Consider the following 18479-nt stretch of genomic DNA (forward strand, 5'->3'; position numbering starts at 1 on the left):
GAATATCACCGCGCGCGAGCCGGTTTCCGAGAGCGATGACTTCTGACAGCAACACCTCCTCCCCCGCTCCTCTTTCTCTCGCCGAGAGCGACGTCGCGTCGCCCTCGCCCGACCGGGTCGCGCTCGTCGTGGGCGCATCCGGCATTACCGGCTCGGCCCTGGTCGACCGATTGGCGGGCGATGGATGGCGAGTGCTCGCGTTGGCCCGTCGCGAGGGCCGGCCGGTCGCCGGGGTGCGATGGATCTCTGCCGACCTGCGGTCGCCCGAGAGCCTGCGCTCGGCCCTCGAGGGCCAGGGCATCAGTCACGTCTTCTTCTCTGCCTGGGCGCGACAGGCCACCGAAGAAGAGAACATCGCGGTGAACGGCGGCATGGTGCGCGATCTTCTGGCCGCCCTCGACTCGTCGCCCGTAGTGCACGCGTCGCTCGTGACCGGCCTCAAGCACTACCTCGGCCCGTTCGACGCCTATGCGCAGGGCGAGATGCCCGACACTCCGTTTCATGAAGAGGAGCCGCGCCTCGACACCCCCAACTTCTACTACGCGCAGGAAGACGAGCTGTTCGCGGCCGCCGAGCGACAGACGTTCACGTGGTCGGTGCACCGCTCGCACACGGTGATCGGTCACGCCGTCGGCAACCTCATGAACATGGGGCTCACCCTCGCCACCTACGCCTCGATCTGCAAGCACCTCGGCCTCCCGTTCATCTTTCCGGGCAGCGAGACGCAGTGGAACGGTCTCACCGACATGACCGATTCCACCGTGCTCGCCGAGCAGATGGTGTGGGCCGCCACGACTCCGAGCGGCGCGAACGAGGCCTTCAACGTGGTGAACGGCGACGTCTTTCGCTGGCGCTGGATGTGGCCGCAGCTCGCCGCCTACTTCGGCGTCGAGCCCGAGGGCTTCGACACGGCACCGCGACCGCTCGAGCAGCAGATGATCGGCATGGAGAGCATATGGGCGGAGCTCGCCCAAAAGCACGCGCTGGTTGAGCCCGACCTCACCCGCCTCGCGTCGTGGTGGCACACCGATGCCGACCTCGGGCGCGACATCGAGGTGGTGACCGACATCAGCAAGAGTCGCCTCGCGGGCTTTCACACCCATCACCGCACGGTGGACTCGTTCACGGCGCTGTTCGACCGCTATCGCCGCGACGGCCTGATTCCCAGCGCCTGAGTCGACGCATCTGCCCGCACGTAGTCAACCTGGCTTCGACTTGTCGAACTTTCGCGCGCATGGCCAGTAAAGTCAAGCCCTCGGGGAGGGCCTGCGCGTGCGCCACGCTCGAAAGTGGACAAGTCGAGGGAGACGAGACCTATGAAGCGCGTTGATTGCCAAGGCAAGACCTTCATCACCACAGACGACGTCGCGCAGGCGATCACGAACTTTTCGCAGGCCGCACAGCGGCGAGGCCGTGTCGTAAAGATCGATGTTCCGGCGATCGCCGAGACCGGCGAGCACGTCGTCGAGTTGGTGCTGTCTCCGGGCGAACCGCTCGACGTCTCCGACTCTTCCCACGAGCCCGTCGACCTCGACACGGCGCCCCTGATCCGCTCGCTGTCTGAGCGCAAGCTGGCGTGGAGGCCCCACACGATGCCGCGGGGCGAGACGGCGTAGGGCTTGCTGCCCCCGAACTCTGGTAGGAATGAGGCATGCAAAAGCACGACGGAGTGCCTCAATTTGCCACATCGGGGGAAGGCAGAAAATGAAGCTCTCTGTAATCGGCTGCGGCTATCTGGGCGCGGTTCACGCCGCATCGATGGCCGAGTTGGGCCACGAGGTTATCGGCATCGACATCGACCAGGCCAAGATCGAGGCGCTGGCAGCCGGAAAGGCGCCGTTCTTCGAGCCGGGCCTCCCCGAGATCCTCACCTCTGCCACCGCCACGGGCCGTCTGCGCTTCTCGACTGATCTTGCGGATGCAGCCGGCTCGCAGGTGCACTTCATCGCCGTGGGAACCCCGCAGAAGCGGGGCAGCTACGCCGCCGACCTCACGTACGTGAACGCCGCCCTCGAGGGCCTGCTTCCCTATCTCTCGGATGGCGACCTGGTGGTCGGCAAGTCGACAGTGCCCGTCGGCACCGCTGCCGACCTGGCCGCGAAGGTCGCCGCGAGCGGCTCCGGAGCCATGCTCGCCTGGAACCCGGAATTCTTGCGCGAGGGCTTCGCCGTGCAAGACACCATCTCGCCCGACCGTCTCGTCTACGGTTTGCCGCCCGAGGCCGCCCAGGCCGAGGCATCCAAGGCCTTGCTCGACGGCGTCTACGAGTCGGCGCTGAGCAAAGACACCCCGCTGGTGGTCACCGACTATGCGACCGCCGAGCTCGTGAAGGTCTCGGCCAACGCGTTTCTCGCCACGAAGATCTCGTTCATCAACGCGATGGCCGAGATCGCCGAGGTCACCGGAGCCGACGTGACCCAGCTGTCGACCGCGATCGGCCTCGACGACCGCATCGGCTGGAAGTTCTTGAAGGCCGGCGTGGGCTTCGGCGGCGGATGCCTGCCGAAAGACATTCGGGCGTTCACCGCTCGCGCGGAGGAGCTGGGCCGCGGCGAGAGCGTCGCGTTTCTCAAAGAGGTCGACGCCATCAACCTGCGCCGTCGCCAGCGCGTGGTCGACCTCGCGGTCGAGGCGCTCGGCGGTTCGGTGCACGGCAAGAAGATCGCCGTTCTGGGCCTAGCCTTCAAGCCGCACTCCGACGACATCCGCGACAGCCCCGCGCTCGACGTGGCCGTGCAGTTGAAGGGCCGTGGGGCCAACGTGGTGGCCACCGACCCCGAAGCCATCCACACGGCCAGCCGCGTGCACCCGCAGCTCACCTACGAGGCCGATCCGGCTGCGGCCCTGCAGGATGCCGACCTGGTCGTGCTGGTGACGGAGTGGGACGAGTTCCGCTACATGGACCCGACGTGGGCCCTGCCGCTGGTCAAGACGCCGACGATCATCGACGGCCGCAACACACTGGATGCGACGGCCTGGCGCGCTGCCGGCTGGACGTACGTCGGGCTGGGTCGACCGTAACGCAGCGCTGGTCGAGTAGGCCACCCGCGGCCGTATCGAGACCGCACAATACACGACGTTTCGTAGTTAAGCGAGAAATACTCGATTTACACAAGGCTGCGCCATAAGCTCCTCCTCATGGAACTTTCTGCCATCGCCGCCTCGGTCATCGTCATCGCTGCCGCATGGATCTCGTTGGCCCTCGCCGTGGGCCTTGGGCTCGGAGCCGTTGTTCGACGTCGCGACGCCGAGCCACCTCTTTCGCGAGCCTCCGACCTTCGCTAGCTCGACATCCTCCGCATCGACCAACCGCGCCTGACGCCCTCAAACGCAAAAGGCCCCAAGCTTTGCTTGGGGCCTTTCGACGTAAATCCCGTGAGGGACGGGCAACGTTAGTTGCGACGTATAGCTATTAGGCTGCGCTCTTGTTGCGGCGAACGACGCTCAGCACGAAGACGAGTGCGATGCCCAGAACGAGTGCACCACCGGCGCCCCAGACGATCAACATCGGAGTCTCGAAGCCCGTGTTCGGCAGCGCGCCGTTGGAACCAGACCCAGAACCTGAACCTGAACCAGCTGCGTCGGTCGGCACGACGGTGAGTGTTCCGGTGGCGACATTGCTGGCGCTAGAGACGGTGATCGTGTAGCTGCCCGGCTGAGTTGCAGACGCGGTGTAGCTGACGGTTCCGTTGGGACCTGCCGGCTTGCTGGCGGTAACGACAACCTTGAGCGCGCTCAGAGTGACGGCGTCAGGAGCCGAGGCAACGGTCGGCTCTCCGGGCTGAAAGCCGCCGAAGGAAAACGTTACGGGCGCTCCGGGAGCCACAACTACGGTCGCTCCGTTGTCACCGCCGTCGCCGTACGAGGCAGCGTTAGCCGCGGTCGGAACCGAGAAGATAGCGAGAACGGCGAGAGCGCCGATCGCAAGAGCCTTTTTGAACATGAGAACTTCCCCCAATAGTTTGCGCTGGGGCAAAGTGAACGCCCCCACACCAGTCATGCCTCAGTTGAGACTCTTCTACTGTAAGGCATTTTGACAGTCGACTTCGAGGGCCTTTGTTTCTAAAGCGTAAACAAAGGGGGTATGTTGCACCGAAACGGCCTTGGTTTGCGGCGTGTCACCTAAGAATTGGAAGTCAAGCACCGTACTATCTCCCGGCGCGAGTTCTATCTCCACCTTCGAAACACCATATCCCAGTTCTGTAGATGGTTGATATGGAAACGCCGCCCCATCTCGAGTGAGTCCCAAGTTGTAGAGGCCTTCGGCTCCGTATGCGGCTATGTTCGTGCGGATATTGCCTGGAGGTATGCCAAACTCCCCACCGCCCGTGACGTAGTCGGGGAGCGATGTGGCAGCGTCCGCTGGCGCCGTGTTGGTGAGTGTGACGCGCACCGAGTTCAGCGGCAAACCGTCGTTCCGGCAAACAGCCTGACCCGCTTCGATGTTCACCTGCAGATAGGGGTCCATCTTGGCGGTGGTGCTGTCGTTGAAGTACACGCCGAAACGCTGCTCAGTCTCGGAGCTTTTCGGCAGCCCTCCGGCCAGCGTCGTGCCTGCCAAAACTTGCTGGTCTTCATCGTTCGCGCTCCACACCAGCACGCGGTTCTCGTCGCCGGCTTGCCCCAGCGCGGACACCAGCGCAGCGGGGTCAATGTTGCCGCTCGCGACTTTGTCGAAGACGGCCGCGGCCGCCGATGCGAAGAAGGCGTCCTGCTCGGGCGGCTGCTCGTACTTCGCATAAACGTCCTGCAGCAGCAGCTTTACTGCGTTCTCGCTCGTGAGCTGATCGCCGCTGGGGAGGGCGATGGGGCCCGTCGCCTTCAGCAGATACGACAGGGCGACCGGATCGAGCGAGATAACCCCATCCACCTGTAGGCCGAACTTCCTGTTCCACATCTCCCTGGCGATCTGACCTGACAGCGCGAAGTTGGGTGTGAAATTCACGTCTTGCATGAACTCGGCAGTGTTGTCGCCGTAAAGCGACTTTGTGTCGAGCGGCAACTCGATCACGGGTTCAGGAAACTGCCGGAAGCTGCTGCCGGATGTCTGCTGGCTCAGCTTGATGGAGCCAGCATCGGTATTGACGAGCGCAAGGGCGCCCGGGATGCCTCCGGTCGAACGAAGCTCCGCGTTGTTCTGGAAGAGCAGTAGATAGTTACGCGGACCGTCGGCGCCAAGCATGGCGGGCAGGAGCACGGCCGCTTTGCTCAGGATGGTTAGCTCGCCCGATGCCTCGGTGAGTTTATCGAGAAGCTGCAATCGCGCATCCGCCAGCGGTTGAATGACGCCGTCGCCATCGAGCGCGTCGACTCGTGCCACGGCATTGCCGACGGCCGCAGATGAATCCGCCAGAACTCCCTGCGCGTCGAGCAGCGGTTGCAGATCAACCCGTCCGTCGACGGGCTTGAAGTCAGAGAGGCCGATGGAACCAGCGAGCCCCGTCAGCGGCTGGATGCCGTAGCGCGAGACGTCATTCACGGTCGAGGAGAGCTCGCGCATTACGGTGAGGTTGCTACCGACCCACGGAAGCAACTCCGTCGCGCGCCAGACCGGATCGCTCGTCAGATCGGCGGCAGACTGCGCGTGCTGCGTGAGCCTGTTCATCGAATCGATCGCTCCGGCAGAGTCCCCCGACGTGACCTGAGTCTTTAGCTGAGTCACCAGAGGGATGGCGGCCTCCAGCTCGCCCTTCGCCTGGTAGCCGCGAACGCCTACCCACGCGGCCACGGCTACGACGAGCAGGGCGACGACGCCGAGAACGACACCGAGAACCTTTCGGCGTGACTTCGTGCGCCTAGGCCGACGCCGCCGTTCATCAGTTGTTGCGTGCCGGTCAAGCAGCGGCTCTTCTCCTGAGTTACTCACCCGCGGCATCCTCGTATTGGCTTGATCGGTTGCGCGACGCCGCCCGGAGTCCCGAGAAGACGCCTCTCCATGTTCCCCCGAGCTTTGACAGCACTGACTTTTCTCCTCGCACGATCTTGATTATCGCAACCGTGAGGCCGCAGCATTTCTGATCGCCGACGAGCAGGGCACGCAGAACGAAGGCAACCGTCTGCGATCTCGACGAGTAAAGAGACAAGGCGAGCGCCTCGTTGTGCCGTTGAACGAGAATGCGCTCCCGCGTATAACTAGTGCGTTCGTCGCCCGTCGCCCGCTTAGCCGGAAAGTGGTCGACCTGCAGGCGCGGATCGTAAGCGGCGCCATACCCCTGGCTGGTGATCCCGAGACTCAGAACGAACTCATTGCGAGACTGTGCGCCGGTGCCCGCGACGAGCCGGCCCAGCGGCACTCGCCGAGCCGGCGCTACACGCATGCTCATGTTTGCGCCTTTGACGTGCTCGGCCACCCGGAAGACACCCTTGCCCAGGTGATGGTTGCCTGCGATCTTGCCTCTCGTCAAGCGCCCGACCGCCAGGTCGGCACCGCCCGAACTGCGGTCACCATCGACGTTGTCTCGCCCTCCAAAAAGTCCGAGGTTCGGGTCGGATACATAGGCCTGCCGGATGCGACCGACCCAGTCGGGCAAAGCTCGAGCGTCGTCGTCTACGAACGCGATCACATCGGTCGCCGTAGAACGGATCGCCGTCTCCAGTGCGAGAGCGAGGCCCGGCTCAGTGACGATGATCGTGCGCAGTGCCGCCTCTGCTGCAACCGCCTGGGTTGCCGTATCGGAGCTCTGCGCGACGACGACGATGGCATCCGGCGTATCGGTCTGCAGCCGCAGGGCGGCGATGCACTGTTTCAAGTCGTCTGGACGACCCACGCTGGCGATCGCCACAGTGACGCTCGGAGTCAGAGGTGTAGCCACGAGTTCCCTCCCCCAGGGCTGCATGCGGTCATGACGCGATGGCTCAATGCCACCCCCGCTTCATTCACTAGACGGTACCGCACGCCATTCATGATTGCCTGATTGGCGACGAGCCCCTGTAAGTTGACGCTATGGGGAAGAGCGTGATGCGCAACGTCATGGCGCTGTGCGCTCTGGTTGCACTGGGGGCTGTGGCCGGAGTCGCTGCATCCCGATTGGACGTGCAGATCACCCTCTCGGCCCTGATCGTTCTGAGTGCGCTGTGCATGTACAACGTTCGTCGCGTGCTCATTTTCGCCGTCGTGCTCGTGCCCCTCATCTCGTTGGTTCGGAGACTGGTCAGTGGTGGTCGTGTCGATTCCGATCCCCTGGTGCTCGTTCCGCTCATTCTCGTGATTTCAGTTCTCTTGATTCGCTTTTTTCACGAACACGAGAAGCACAATCGCACCAGCTGGGTGAATCGTCTGGTCATCGCATTCGCAGTGGCCGTGGCCTTCACTCTGGTCATCCGGACTGTCACGGCAATCGCGCCTCTCTACGCGGCAGGGGCCATCGTGGTGCCCCTTCTTTTGATCCCACTTGTCATCGACGGCAGGGTTCCGGATGTCTGGCACACCGCGGATCGCGTCATTCCTATACTCGGGATCCTGGTCGGCCTCTATGGGGTGTACCAGTTCTTCTTCCTCCCCGAATGGGACAAGTCGTGGATGATCGCCTCGGACCTCAATAGCATCGGAGCCCCGAACCCACTCGAGGTGCGCGTCTTCGGCGCCTCGGAGTCACCCGGGCCCTACGCGCTCTTCGTCGGGCTTGCGAGCGTCGTCGCGCTTGCCAAAGCGACCGTCACATCAAAACTGGTTGCGAGGGTCCTCTGGTTCGGATGCGCGGCGAGCCTGACTGTTCCGCTCATTCTTTCGGGAGTCCGAACCGCCCTCATTGCCGTCGCCCTCTGCGCAGTCGTCCTGGCCCTCATCCGGGGTAAGGGATTCGGCCGCTTCATCCCAGTCATCCTGGTGGTTCTCGTGGGGTTCGTGCTGGTCCGAATTCTGAACGCCCTCGACGGCAGCTCGACCATTCTGTCGGCCGACCGGTACACCGATTTCGATTCCAGCACCGATGACTCGTTCCAGGCTCGGTTGGGTATTTTGCAGTATTTCTTCAGCCCCGCGAAATACGTCATCGGAAATCCGTCAGGGGCTCGGGCAGACAGCTTGATCGGCGACACGATCATGCAGTACGGCTACATCTCCGGCGTTCTGATAACCATCCTGTGCGTCGTGATGTTGTTCATCTCGCTCAAGAACCTTGGGGCACGACGCGCTGAGACCGCGTCGCTTAGTTCCATTTTCATTGTGGTGGCAAGCGTGTCAGGCAATGTCTTTCTCGCGACGTTCGGCATCATCATCGGGCTCGCCTTCGCATCGACGGCCAAGGCCTATTTCTTGGCAAGACAGACACGACCAGCGCCGCCTGCAGATCCCCATCATGCTAATCAAGAGCACGCGGCGCGTTCGGCCAAGTACCGTAAGCTGGGCGTCAATTAGCCGAGGGTTCGACGTCCCACGGTCTCCATGGATGCAGCGCCGCATGCTCAAAGGTCGTAGTTCAAACCGTCCGGCGAAGGGGAATCAGCACTACATTCGGGGGGAATGGTTTTGACTGGTGTGATCGTGCACGAATGGCTCGAACCTCACGGGGGTGCCGAGAAGGTCGTTGAAGAACTCGCCGCGATTTTTCCGGATGCGCCGATCAAGGCTCTCTGGAATGCCGCTCCCGAGCGATTCACTTCGGACAGGGTTTCCGAAACGTGGATGTCACGCACGCCTCTTCGAAATCACAAGGGAATTGCCGTGCCCTTGATGCCCGTTACCTGGCGACATCTAGGCAAGAGTGACGCCGAGTGGATTCTGTGCAGCTCACACCTGTTTGCGCATCATGCACGCTTCTCAGGTCCCGCTCGATCGGCAGCAAAGTACGTCTACGCCTACACGCCGGCGAGGTACATCTGGAATCCCGAGCTGGACAGGCGAGGCGCGTCGTTAGCCGTCCGCGCCGCGTCGGTGCCACTCAAGGCGATCGATCGTAGGCGAGCGCAAGAGCCTCACGCCATCGCCGCCATCAGCAACTTCGTTCGCGGCCGGATCAAGGAGAGCTGGGGCCGAGACAGCACGGTCATCTACCCTCCGGTCGACGTCGAAGGGTTCATCTCACCGAGTGACGAGCTGAGCGAGCGCGATCAGAAGATTCTCGATTCGCTTCCAGACACCTTCGTGCTCGGCGCATCTCGCTTCATTCCCTACAAGCGCCTCGATCTCGTGATTGACATGGGCATCGCGGCCGACCTCGACGTGGTTCTCGCTGGCGACGGCCCCTCGCTCGGCGACCTACAGCACAAGGCGTCTGAACACCCCGGCCGAGTGACATTCGTCAAGCATCCCTCCCATGCGCTACTCAGGGCCCTCTACATTCGTTCGCTCTTCTACATGTTTCCCCCGATCGAAGACTTCGGCATCATGCCCGTCGAGGCTATGGCGACAGGAACGCCGGTGGTCGCGAGCGCGATCGGGGGAGCCTCCGAGACGGTGCAACACGGCACAACCGGAGTTCTGCTCGAGGGCTTCAGCCCGGCCGAACTGCGGGAAGCCGCGCAAACGGTCGTAACGATGGATTCGGCCGCCTGCGTCAGCCGTGCCTGGGACTTCGACCGCTCTTCGTTCGCGAAAGAGATCCGCGCATGGGTGGGTTCATGAGAGGCGGGGGCCCGTCGCCTCGGGTGCTGCACCTCGACCACACGCAGGCCCGTGGCGGCGCGGAGTATGCACTGATGAGAGTGCTGAAAAAAGCAACGTGGACGGCGACGTTGGGATTACCCCCGGCTGAATCCGGGGACTTCAACGTCTACGGCACGCTCACCGGCTTGCCGAACGTGAAGGTCGAAACGATCGGCCCGCGGCAACGGTTCGGCGCCAGCAGCAGCCGCTCGATCGTAGCCATTGCTCGGTTCGCCATCGCCGCACTCGGGCAGGCCGTCAGCATCCGGCGCAGCCCCGCATTTGCAGGAGCAGATGTCATTCACACGAACACGTCGAGGGCAGCCGTGTACGCGGCGATTGCGACCGTGGGCAGCCGCAAACCTCTGGTCCTACACCTTCGCGACCTGGTCGACAAGCCGAGCCTGGGCTCGATCGGCTACGCCCTGTTCACCCGCATCGCTCTCCCTCGCGCCGCGGGCGTCATCGCGAATTCGCAATCGACGCTCGCCTCAGCCGCCCCATTCATCTCGGTCAAGACGCGACACGTCATCATCCCCAGCGCCGCCGGTATCGAGGCAACCGGACGCACATCGCCGTCGAACGATGTCGTCGCCAGGGTAGGCATGATCGCTCGATTGGACCCGTGGAAGGGCCAGGACCTGCTGCTGCGGGCGTTCGCCGGGGTCTATGCAGGCCGCGACGTGCAACTTCTTCTAGCCGGAGACGCAGCCTTCGGGCACGAGCGTTTTCTCGCTGAGCTGCAAGATCTCGCGAAGCAACTCGGCATAGAAGGCCAGGTGCAGTTTCTCGGCCATGTCGACGACGTGCCCGCGCTTATCGACACGCTCGACGTGTGTGTTCAGGCGTCGACGAGGCCCGAACCACTTGGGCAGAACATTTTGCAGTATCTGAGTGCCAGTAAAACTGTCATCGCCACGTCCGTGGGAGGCCCCAGCGAGTGGATCAGGCACGGCGAGTCGGGTCTGCTCTTCGAGATGGGTGACGAAGAGTCTTTGATCGCCAGCCTTCGCGAAGCCGAAAACGTGTCGATCAGACGCGAGCTCGAAGACGGAGCACGGCGTACGCCGGGTCTGCTCTCCGACACAGAGGTCGCCGAGTTGCATCGGGCGTTCTTCGAAGAAGTGACGCAGTCACGAAAACCCGAACGCCCTCACGAGGACGCGAAATGACGAGAAGTGAGCACCTACAGTGAAAATTCATATGACCGGTTCTGAGTGGTTTTCGAGCCGCCAGGGCGGACTCAATCGCTATTTCGAAGGGCTCTACCTCGCCATGGCGGCGACGCCTGGCGTGCAGGTGTCTGGGGCTGCATTCGGTGACCCAGCAGCCGGGGGCACGTCGTGGGGGCCGACCGGCGGCAGCACCGTCTCGCGCGTGCTCGCCTCCCGCAGAGCTCCCGAAGCCGCGGGGCTCGACATCGTTGACAAGCACTTCTCGTTGTACGGGACGCCGAGGCCTCCGAAGAAGAGTCCCGTCGCGGGCATGGTGGTTCATTTTCAGGGCCCCTGGGCAGCAGAAAGCGCGGTCGCCGGGGCCAACAAGCTTGTGACACGCGCCAAGACCGCAGTGGAACGAAGCGCGTACAAGCACGCCGACGCCTTCGTTGTACTCTCCCGGCCGTTCAAAGAGATCCTCGCCAACGACTACGGCGTGAGCGCCGACAAGATTCACATTATTCCGCCCGGGGTCGACATCGACGACTTCGAATTCAGCGAAGAGATGACGAACCCAGGTGCCGCCCCGCGTGTTCTCTGCGTTCGGCGGCTGGAGAAGCGCATGGGCATCGACGTGCTCATCAAGGCCTGGGCCGATGTAGTCAAGCACATTCCGGGCGCCGAGTTGCGTATCGTCGGCTCCGGAACTTTCGAGCAAGAATTGCGGGCCATGGCGGCGGCGAGCCCGGCGAAGATCACCTTTCTCGGCCGTCTCGACGACGAGACGCTGCGTCAGGAATACAAGTCAGCGTCAATAACGGCGGTACCCAGCCTGGCGCTCGAGGGTTTCGGCCTCATCGCACTCGAGTCGCTGGCGACCGGCCGCGCGCCGATCGTGACGGATTGCGGCGGTCTTCCCGATGCCGTGCGAGGGTTGGATGAGTCCCTCATCGTGCCACGGGGCTCCGTGGAGGCCCTGGCCGATCGCATCGTTCAGGCCCTGTCGGGCCGAGTGCCGTCGGCGCACGAATGTCGCGCCCATGCCGAAACATTCGCCTGGAACGTCATCGCGCAGAGACATCTCGCGCTGTATGAGGAGGTGCGCTGAGATGGTGAAGGTGGTGCTACTGAGTCTCGAGTGGCCTCATGCGGGCCATGTCGGCGGTGTTGGCCGCTACGCGTTCAGAATCGCCGATGAGCTGAAAGAGACGGTTGATCTCACTGTTGTGACGCTCGCCGGCGGCACGTCGCTCGAGGGTGCGACGATGGTCTATGTTCCTCGTGCCACGGGACGCATCGGCCGGTACTACCTCACCCCGCTCCGGCTTCGCCGCTTGATCGCCTCGTTAAAGGCCGACGTGATTCACGCGTTCGGTGACGACTGGGCCCTGTCGAAGAACGGAGCCCCGATCGTGAGAACCTTCTTGGGCTCGTCGTTGGCAGAAGCACGGGCGTCGAAAGGCCTGCGCAGCATCAACCACTACATTCTTGCCCTTACCGAAGCGCGCTCCAGGGCTCGGGCAGCATTCCGCATCGCGATCGGTCCTGACTCGTTCGAGACCTTTCGTTGCGACATTCTCATGCCCCCCGTCACCGCGGTTCCGCCGGCTGCCGGTGTAGGGAAAACCGACGGCCCTTCCGTTGTCTTCATCGGGTCGTTCCATGGTCGCAAGCGGGGTTGGCTCGTTGCGAAAGCTGTGCGGGAGGCACGCGCTACGACAGGCCTGCCCATCACCCTCACGGTGATCGGACCCGCGGGTGACCAAGCGAATTGGCCCGCCGACACCAGGCACCTCTCCGGAGCCTCAGACGAAGCGGTGAGAGAGGCCGTCGCTTCGTCGTGGGTCTTGATGGCACCGTCCGAATACGAGGGCTTCGGCATTCCGCTCTACGAAGCGATGGCGCTGCACACCTATGCCATCGTGACCGACAACCCGGGCAGCTCGTACATCTACAACGCTGTCCGCTCTGCACCCCCGATCAGCCTTATCGCTGAATCAGAACTTACAAGCGAACTCGAGAAGCGAGTTAGCGGAACAGGTGCACTCGCAGCCGGCGAGGCCGATGGCGCATATGCCGTGGTCAACCATCTCCTATCCGAAGCCGCAGTCGAGCGACTTCTGGATGTCTATGAACGTCTGAATAAGTGAAGAACTTTTTCTTGTCGTTTTTTGACGGCAGAAGACCGTCCGTCGCTCGAGTTTTTCAAACGGCGTTCGTAACTTACGCAGGGATGGGCTTGAGTCTGGTGTCAGCGCCGCTGCTCGCTCGCACGCTCGGACCGGATGGGCGAGGCGTTCTCGCTGGCGCCTTCGTATCAACCCAGATCTTGTCTTGGGTCGCGTTCTTGGGGCTCCCCAGGGGGCTAGCAATCCAGCAGAAGAAGCACTCGACCATCTCTGGGGTCGGCGTAATTCTTGTTGCCCTTTTGGGGCCAGCCAGCGCCATCCTTGCCATCTTCACAGCAGATCTTATTTCCAATGGTGACGAGCGAATTGCGATCGGCATACGGATCGGCGCGCTCGTGCTCATCCTGTCGGGTGTTAGCCAGATCGGTATCGAGCTTGTTCTCGTCCAGGGCCGACTGTGGCCATTCAACTTCGTGCGGATCGCTACACTCGTACTACCTTCCCTGGCTTACATAGTGGCGTTCTTGACGGGCACGCTCACCTTGGAGGTGGCGTTCTCGATAACTTTCTTAGGCAACGTACTCTCGACGGTGATCGGATGCGCGTACGCGATTCCAGCCATACATAGGGCGAGACGCGAACCCGTTCCGTGGAACTTCAGCCTCAGGCTCTGGTTCACGGCGGCATTTGATAGCGTCGGGGGGCGGCTTGACCAGCTTCTGCTCACCGCGCTGAGCCCCGCTGCAGTTCTGGGCATGTACGCCGTGGCTGTAACGTGTGCAAGCGCTTCCGGTGGGTTGACGCAGGCCCTGAACCATGTGACATATTCTCGTTTCGCGAAGTCCGAGACCACGGTAAATGCCCATGCTCTAATGCGACAGCGCACCGTCTACGGCGCGATTCTCTCCATGGTGGTCGCTATCCCAGTTCTACTAGTGGTCGTATTTTTTGGTGAGGCACTCTTCGGGAACGGTTATCACAACCTCCCCTTCGTCACTGCAATCCTCGTTGTGTCGCAATTCTTGAACGATCAATGGCAACTCCGTGTATATATGGATTCAGCGGCGGAGGATCCTCGAGCTCTGGCCATCGCGTCAGCGCTGGGTCTCTTGTCCATGGGACTATCCGCATGGGCCTTCTACTCTTTCGGAATTCTTGGCGGCATTCAGATGGCGATTTGTGTTGTCTTCTTCGGGGCAGTCCGACTAGCAGCACGGGCCCTGTTCCGGCGCAGAAATGAGCTACGACAATGACAGCATCGTTCGCCCTCTTCGGCGACTCAATCGCCAACGGCATGGGTGCTCACGGAAATTCATATGGGCGAATCGTGGCGACCCGACTTGGAGCGGAATTCCACGATTTCACAGGGCCAGCAGTGCCGGTCACAGAGTCTTTGGAGATGCTTAAGAGTTCGCGCGTTTCAGCTGACACGGCCATCATTGCGCACGGTATAACCGAGGCAATACCAAGGCCAACGCCTCAAATGCTCAGGCGTGTGCCGAAGCGATGGAGACGTACGGGTTGGATGGACGCTCGTCCGTACTTCTCGCAATCGCGACGAAAGCGGATATTTCAGAAAATCGAATCCGGACTACGTTGGCGTCTACGCAACGTCTTAATTCTTCTAGGTGGGGCACACGTGATGGTGCCGATCGCAGAATATGAGGCCGCTCTGATCGAACTCGTCGACGAGTTACATTCTCGAGGTACTCGAGTCATTTTGCTTGGGCCACCCGAGATCGACGAACGATTTTTCCCAGGGGCGCGGACGTCTGAAGAAAATTATGAAAAGGTCGGACTCAGAATAGGCGCTCAAACAATCTCCCTCGTTGGCATCCTCGACCGCAAGTCCGACTACCTAGCTGACGGATTTCATCCCAACGAACAGGGCCACAGGAAGATTGCGCAGCTGCTTTTGGCGCATCTGCGGGAATAGCTTCCGCCCCGCTTTTAGGCAGTTCCCCGAGTCTCGCGAACGAGAGCTAGGTCGTGGTCGACCATAGCGTCGACGATACCCTCGAACGTTTTTGTCGCGGTCCAGCCCAGGACCCTGCGCGCTCGCTCCGAGTCACCAACCTGTTCGAGTGGGTCAACAGGCCGCGTAAATGAGGTGTCGATCGATACAACTGATCGCCAGTCGGAAATACCAGCGCGGGCGAAGGCTCGCTCCACAAATTCCTGAATTGAGTGAGTTTCACCCGTCGCGACAACAAAATCATTTGGCTCGGGGGCCGACCCAGCAAGACGTAGTGCTTCCGCGAAGTCGGGCGCCCATCCCCAGTCACGCCGGGAATCGAGACTTCCGAGCTCCAGGCGATCTTGTAAACCATTCACAATACGAGCCGCACTCGACGTGATCTTTCGTGTCACGAATGTCTCAGGCCGACGCGGCGACTCATGGTTGTACAAGATACAGCTGCTTGCGAATAGGCCTCGTTGGCGGTACACACCGACCATGTGGTGCGCGTACGCCTTCGCTGCACCGTAGGGAGAGGCCGGATTTATAGGTGTCGACTCGTTCTGCGGCGATTCGACGGCCTGACCAAAAAGCTCCGCGCTCGATGCTTGAACGAGTCGGACCTCTTTGCCGGTACGCTGCTGCAACTGCCACGCAGACTCAAGAAGCTGCGCGACCGGCAGGGCGTTGACCTCAGCCGTGTAAACCGGTTCCTGCCACGATCGGAAAACCGAGCTCACAGCCGCGAGGCTGTATATTTCATCTGGTTGCACCTCCGAGACGATGCGATCCAGGGACGCGGGAGTAGCAATATCGGCCTGGTGAAGCCTCACAGCCGGATCGATGGTCATCGGCAGGTCCGCCTCGGCTAGTGACCGCACGACTCCCTCGACACGGTAGCCCCGGGCGAGAAGCGATTCCACCAAATACGATCCGTCCTGGCCGGATATTCCGGTAATCAGAGCTGTCGTCATAGTTGCTAAATCCTCGCTAGCCGCTTCTGCTCTGCAACATCGTTCTCCACCATCATGGTGACGAGTGCTGGGAAGTCGACCTTCGGCTCCCATCCGAGCACAGATCTGGCTTTTGTTGAATCGCCGATCAGCAGATCGACCTCGGCTGGGCGCATGAAACGGGGATCCTGCTTCACATAGGGCACCCAGTCGTCGATATTTACCGCTTTGAAGGCAAGTTGCAGAAGCTCGCGGATCTCATGCGTCTCGTTGGTCGAGATGACGTAATCATCGGCCTCATCTTGCTGGAGCATTCGCCACATGGCGTCGACGTAGTCGCCAGCGAATCCCCAGTCGCGGCGAGCATCGAGGTTTCCGAGAGTGAGGTCCTGCTGAAGCCCCAGTGAAATGCGAGCAACCGCCTGGGTCACCTTGCGGGTGACGAATTCCGGTCCGCGACGAGGAGACTCATGGTTGAAGAGAATTCCGGATGACGCGTGCATGCCGTACGACTCACGATAGTTGATGGTCATGTAGTGCCCGTAGACCTTCGCGACACCGTACGGCGATCTTGGCCACAGTAGCGTGTCTTCATTCTGTGGAACGGTCTGAACTTTTCCAAACATTTCCGAACTCGAGGCCTGGTAGAACCGGACCTTTTTCGGATCGTCGTGCGAATAGAGCCTCACCGCCTCGAGAGCATTCAACACGCCCATTCCCGTCACCTCCGAGGTGAGATGTGCGTTCTCCCACGAGTAAGCAACAAAAGAGATCGCCCCCAGGTTGTAGAACTCATCGGGCCTAGACGACTCCAGTGCTCGAAGGAGACTCGACAGATCGGTGAGGTCGCCAGTCAAAATCTTCACGCCGGGAACAGTGGTCTCGACTAGTTCTCGCTTTGGGTTGTTTTGACCTCGCATGAGGCCGTACACGTCGTACCCCTTACTCAGGAGCAGTTCTGCAAGATAGAGGCCGTCCTGGCCGGTGATTCCTGAAATGAGGGCGCGAGGCATGAAATTCCTTATCAATGAATTGGTAGTGCGACGTATGTTCGTTTAGGCAGAGACGGGGCGAGGTGTTGATAGGCCCGTCAGCTGACCGGTCGTCCGGCGGTCGGATGCTTCATAGATAACAAATCCCCCCAGAGTGTTGTCGCAATCGTAGCGGCTCCAAATAACGTCCATGTTGCGAGCTCATTGCGCCACTCGACATTGCCCGTCGTCTTGGTCGCATCGCTCAACCTATGTCTCTTAGTAGGCGCCGTCGCGAGCGATGACAGCCTTCGCCGTGCGCCACAAGATATGAATGTCCCCCGTAATGGACCAGTTCTCTACGTAGTACAGGTCCAAGCGCACGGTGTCCTCCCATGAGAGATTCGATCGACCACTAACCTGCCACAGACCGGTGATGCCGGGCTTAACCAGAAAACGTCGGTGCACATGCGGGTCATACTGATCTACTTCACGTTCGAGGGGCGGGCGAGGGCCCACGAGCGACATGGTTCCCCTGAGCACGTTGAAAAGCTGCGGCAACTCGTCTAGCGAGAATCTGCGGAGGATTCGGCCGATCGGCGTCACTCGAGGATCGTTCTCCATTTTGAACAGAATCGAGTTCCCCTTGTCGCGCTGCTGGGCACGAAGCTGGTCAAGCATGTCTTCTGCATTGGTCACCATCGATCTGAACTTAAGCATGAAGAATCGGGAACCGTTAATGCCGATCCGTTCCTGACGGAAGAAAATCGGCCCGGATGAACTCAGCCTGACACTCAGGATAATCGTCACCAACAGCGGCGACAGAGCAAGAATAAGAAGCAGAGCCGCGACGACGTCGAAAGCTCGTTTGGTGAATTGTTTGGATCCCGTGTATCGCGGGGTCTCGACGTGGATCAGAGGCAGACCGGCTACGGGCCTTGTGTGAATTCGTGGCCCTCCGATGTCTGTCAAGCTCGGGGCAACAACAAGGTGTTGTCGCCCCGGCTCAAGACCCCAACTGATCTGACGAATTTTTTCGGCAGAAAGACTTTCACTGCTCGCAATTACCACGGTGTCGGCCTGCGTGTTCTCCATCGCTTCAGAGAGCCGGTCGATGCTGACAAACACGGGAATCGACGTGTCTTGCAGGTAGCCAGCTACCGACCCGTCCGGGATGCACGCTCCGACGACAAAGTATCCTGCTGACGGCGAGCGCGCCAGCTCTTTCGCCAGGTACGTCGTCGACGCCTCGGAGCCCACGAGAAGAACTCGGGATGAGTATTCTCCGCGAGCTCGCTGCACGCTTAGCCACTGTCGCCACATCCACCGTGAAAACAGCAACACCAAAACGCCCAGAGGGAACGCGATCAGAATGTAGCCGCGAGCAAAATCAATCTTGAAGAGAAATGCGACAATTGCAACAATGCCGAAAAGACGAACGCTCGAATCAGCGATGAGTCGATATTCCTGGGTTCCGGTACCGAGAACCCTGTAGCTTCGCGTTCCAAAGATGCCCAGCAGCAACATCCACGCAACAACTACCAGTACAGACATGGTCGAATAAGTCAGCCCAAAATCGTTGAAGCGCCCGCTGATTTCGACATCAGAGCTCGTGAGCCCGAACCATGCAATCTGTGTGCCGAAGATAACCCAGACGAGCACAAGAAAGTCAGTGACGACGAGGCCGTAGGCGTATCGCCTGCGCCAGTCACCGGTCGTTCGTAAGGCG

General features: G+C 61.1%; 17 protein-coding genes. 11 read left to right on the forward strand and 6 right to left on the reverse strand.

What is annotated here, in order from left to right; genetic code table 11:
• The first annotated feature begins 35 nt into the window (after window positions 1-35).
• The 4 genes from ASE64_RS04070 (at window position 36) to ASE64_RS17315 (ending at window position 3285) form a co-directional block, all read left to right on the forward strand.
• Window positions 36-1175, forward strand: a complete 1140-nt coding sequence (locus ASE64_RS04070; RefSeq protein ID WP_055776202.1) for an SDR family oxidoreductase — start codon at window positions 36-38, stop codon at window positions 1173-1175.
• Between the two features lie 141 nt (window positions 1176-1316).
• A complete protein-coding gene (locus tag ASE64_RS04075) occupies window positions 1317-1616 on the forward strand; it encodes a hypothetical protein (protein WP_055776205.1) in 300 nt (99 codons plus the stop codon).
• An 88-nt stretch (window positions 1617-1704) separates the two neighbouring features.
• Complete coding sequence (locus ASE64_RS04080) at window positions 1705-3021, forward strand: UDP-glucose dehydrogenase family protein (protein ID WP_055776208.1); 1317 nt, start codon at window positions 1705-1707, stop codon at window positions 3019-3021.
• Between the two features lie 117 nt (window positions 3022-3138).
• Window positions 3139-3285: a hypothetical protein gene (locus tag ASE64_RS17315; RefSeq protein ID WP_156351627.1), complete on the forward strand. Its 147-nt coding sequence runs from the start codon at window positions 3139-3141 to the stop codon at window positions 3283-3285.
• A 127-nt stretch (window positions 3286-3412) separates the two neighbouring features.
• Here ASE64_RS17315 and ASE64_RS04085 read toward each other — a convergent pair whose 3' ends face one another.
• From ASE64_RS04085 to ASE64_RS04095, 3 genes are all read right to left on the reverse strand, one after another.
• Window positions 3413-3943 (reverse strand): LPXTG cell wall anchor domain-containing protein, encoded by a 531-nt coding sequence (locus ASE64_RS04085; protein ID WP_055776210.1) that lies wholly within the window; start codon window positions 3941-3943, stop codon window positions 3413-3415.
• 75 nt (window positions 3944-4018) lie between these two features.
• Window positions 4019-5866: a DUF4012 domain-containing protein gene (locus tag ASE64_RS04090; RefSeq protein WP_162234538.1), complete on the reverse strand. Its 1848-nt coding sequence runs from the start codon at window positions 5864-5866 to the stop codon at window positions 4019-4021.
• Window positions 5859-6812 (reverse strand): glycosyltransferase family 2 protein, encoded by a 954-nt coding sequence (locus ASE64_RS04095; protein WP_162234539.1) that lies wholly within the window; start codon window positions 6810-6812, stop codon window positions 5859-5861. Before ASE64_RS04095 ends, ASE64_RS04090 begins: the two co-directional genes overlap by 8 nt.
• A gap of 221 nt (window positions 6813-7033) precedes the next feature.
• Between ASE64_RS04095 and ASE64_RS04100 the strand changes: the two genes are divergently transcribed.
• From ASE64_RS04100 to ASE64_RS17060, 7 genes are all read left to right on the forward strand, one after another.
• Entirely contained in the window at window positions 7034-8356 is a 1323-nt protein-coding gene (locus ASE64_RS04100; RefSeq protein WP_156351629.1) for a hypothetical protein, read from the forward strand.
• 516 nt (window positions 8357-8872) lie between these two features.
• Entirely contained in the window at window positions 8873-9562 is a 690-nt protein-coding gene (locus tag ASE64_RS17745) for a glycosyltransferase (protein WP_235480487.1), read from the forward strand.
• 74 nt (window positions 9563-9636) lie between these two features.
• The gene (locus ASE64_RS04110; RefSeq protein WP_162234540.1) at window positions 9637-10755 is read left to right on the forward strand and encodes a glycosyltransferase; all 1119 of its coding nucleotides are present in this window, start codon (window positions 9637-9639) and stop codon (window positions 10753-10755) included.
• 31 nt (window positions 10756-10786) lie between these two features.
• A complete protein-coding gene (locus ASE64_RS04115) occupies window positions 10787-11848 on the forward strand; it encodes a glycosyltransferase family 4 protein (protein ID WP_055776224.1) in 1062 nt (353 codons plus the stop codon).
• 1 nt (window position 11849) lies between these two features.
• A complete protein-coding gene (locus tag ASE64_RS04120) occupies window positions 11850-12890 on the forward strand; it encodes a glycosyltransferase family 4 protein (RefSeq protein WP_055776226.1) in 1041 nt (346 codons plus the stop codon).
• Window positions 12887-14122, forward strand: a complete 1236-nt coding sequence (locus tag ASE64_RS04125) for an oligosaccharide flippase family protein (RefSeq protein ID WP_156351630.1) — start codon at window positions 12887-12889, stop codon at window positions 14120-14122. Before ASE64_RS04120 ends, ASE64_RS04125 begins: the two co-directional genes overlap by 4 nt.
• Window positions 14119-14805: an SGNH/GDSL hydrolase family protein gene (locus ASE64_RS17060; RefSeq protein WP_082465877.1), complete on the forward strand. Its 687-nt coding sequence runs from the start codon at window positions 14119-14121 to the stop codon at window positions 14803-14805. The genes ASE64_RS04125 and ASE64_RS17060 overlap by 4 nt, the downstream gene beginning before the upstream one ends.
• A 14-nt stretch (window positions 14806-14819) precedes the next feature.
• On the opposite strand, the gene ASE64_RS04135 is transcribed toward ASE64_RS17060, so the two are convergent.
• The 3 genes from ASE64_RS04135 to ASE64_RS04145 form a co-directional block, all read right to left on the reverse strand.
• Window positions 14820-15800, reverse strand: coding sequence for a GDP-mannose 4,6-dehydratase (locus ASE64_RS04135; RefSeq protein WP_055776234.1), 981 nt, complete (start codon window positions 15798-15800; stop codon window positions 14820-14822).
• A gap of 5 nt (window positions 15801-15805) precedes the next feature.
• A complete protein-coding gene (locus tag ASE64_RS04140) occupies window positions 15806-16792 on the reverse strand; it encodes a GDP-mannose 4,6-dehydratase (protein WP_055776237.1) in 987 nt (328 codons plus the stop codon).
• Window positions 16793-17029: 237 nt separating this feature from the next.
• The gene (locus tag ASE64_RS04145; RefSeq protein WP_235480488.1) at window positions 17030-18412 is read right to left on the reverse strand and encodes a sugar transferase; all 1383 of its coding nucleotides are present in this window, start codon (window positions 18410-18412) and stop codon (window positions 17030-17032) included.
• Window positions 18413-18479: the final 67 nt, after the last annotated feature.

Origin of the sequence: Agreia sp. Leaf210, assembly GCF_001421485.1 — a bacterium.
Classification (GTDB): domain Bacteria; phylum Actinomycetota; class Actinomycetes; order Actinomycetales; family Microbacteriaceae; genus Agreia.

Excerpts from the sequence above, each read along its gene's own strand:
- ASE64_RS04070 (WP_055776202.1), top strand. The coding sequence starts at position 36 with ATGACTTCTGACAGCAACACCTCCTCCCCCGCTCCTCTTTCTCTCGCC.
- ASE64_RS04075 (WP_055776205.1), top strand. The coding sequence starts at position 1,317 with ATGAAGCGCGTTGATTGCCAAGGCAAGACCTTCATCACCACAGACGAC.
- ASE64_RS04080 (WP_055776208.1), top strand. The coding sequence starts at position 1,705 with ATGAAGCTCTCTGTAATCGGCTGCGGCTATCTGGGCGCGGTTCACGCC.
- ASE64_RS17315 (WP_156351627.1), top strand. The coding sequence starts at position 3,139 with ATGGAACTTTCTGCCATCGCCGCCTCGGTCATCGTCATCGCTGCCGCA.
- ASE64_RS04085 (WP_055776210.1), bottom strand. The coding sequence starts at position 3,943 with ATGTTCAAAAAGGCTCTTGCGATCGGCGCTCTCGCCGTTCTCGCTATC.
- ASE64_RS04110 (WP_162234540.1), top strand. The coding sequence starts at position 9,637 with ATGAGAGTGCTGAAAAAAGCAACGTGGACGGCGACGTTGGGATTACCC.
- ASE64_RS04115 (WP_055776224.1), top strand. The coding sequence starts at position 10,787 with ATGACCGGTTCTGAGTGGTTTTCGAGCCGCCAGGGCGGACTCAATCGC.
- ASE64_RS04120 (WP_055776226.1), top strand. The coding sequence starts at position 11,850 with ATGGTGAAGGTGGTGCTACTGAGTCTCGAGTGGCCTCATGCGGGCCAT.
- ASE64_RS17060 (WP_082465877.1), top strand. The coding sequence starts at position 14,119 with ATGACAGCATCGTTCGCCCTCTTCGGCGACTCAATCGCCAACGGCATG.
- ASE64_RS04135 (WP_055776234.1), bottom strand. The coding sequence starts at position 15,800 with ATGACGACAGCTCTGATTACCGGAATATCCGGCCAGGACGGATCGTAT.
- ASE64_RS04140 (WP_055776237.1), bottom strand. The coding sequence starts at position 16,792 with ATGCCTCGCGCCCTCATTTCAGGAATCACCGGCCAGGACGGCCTCTAT.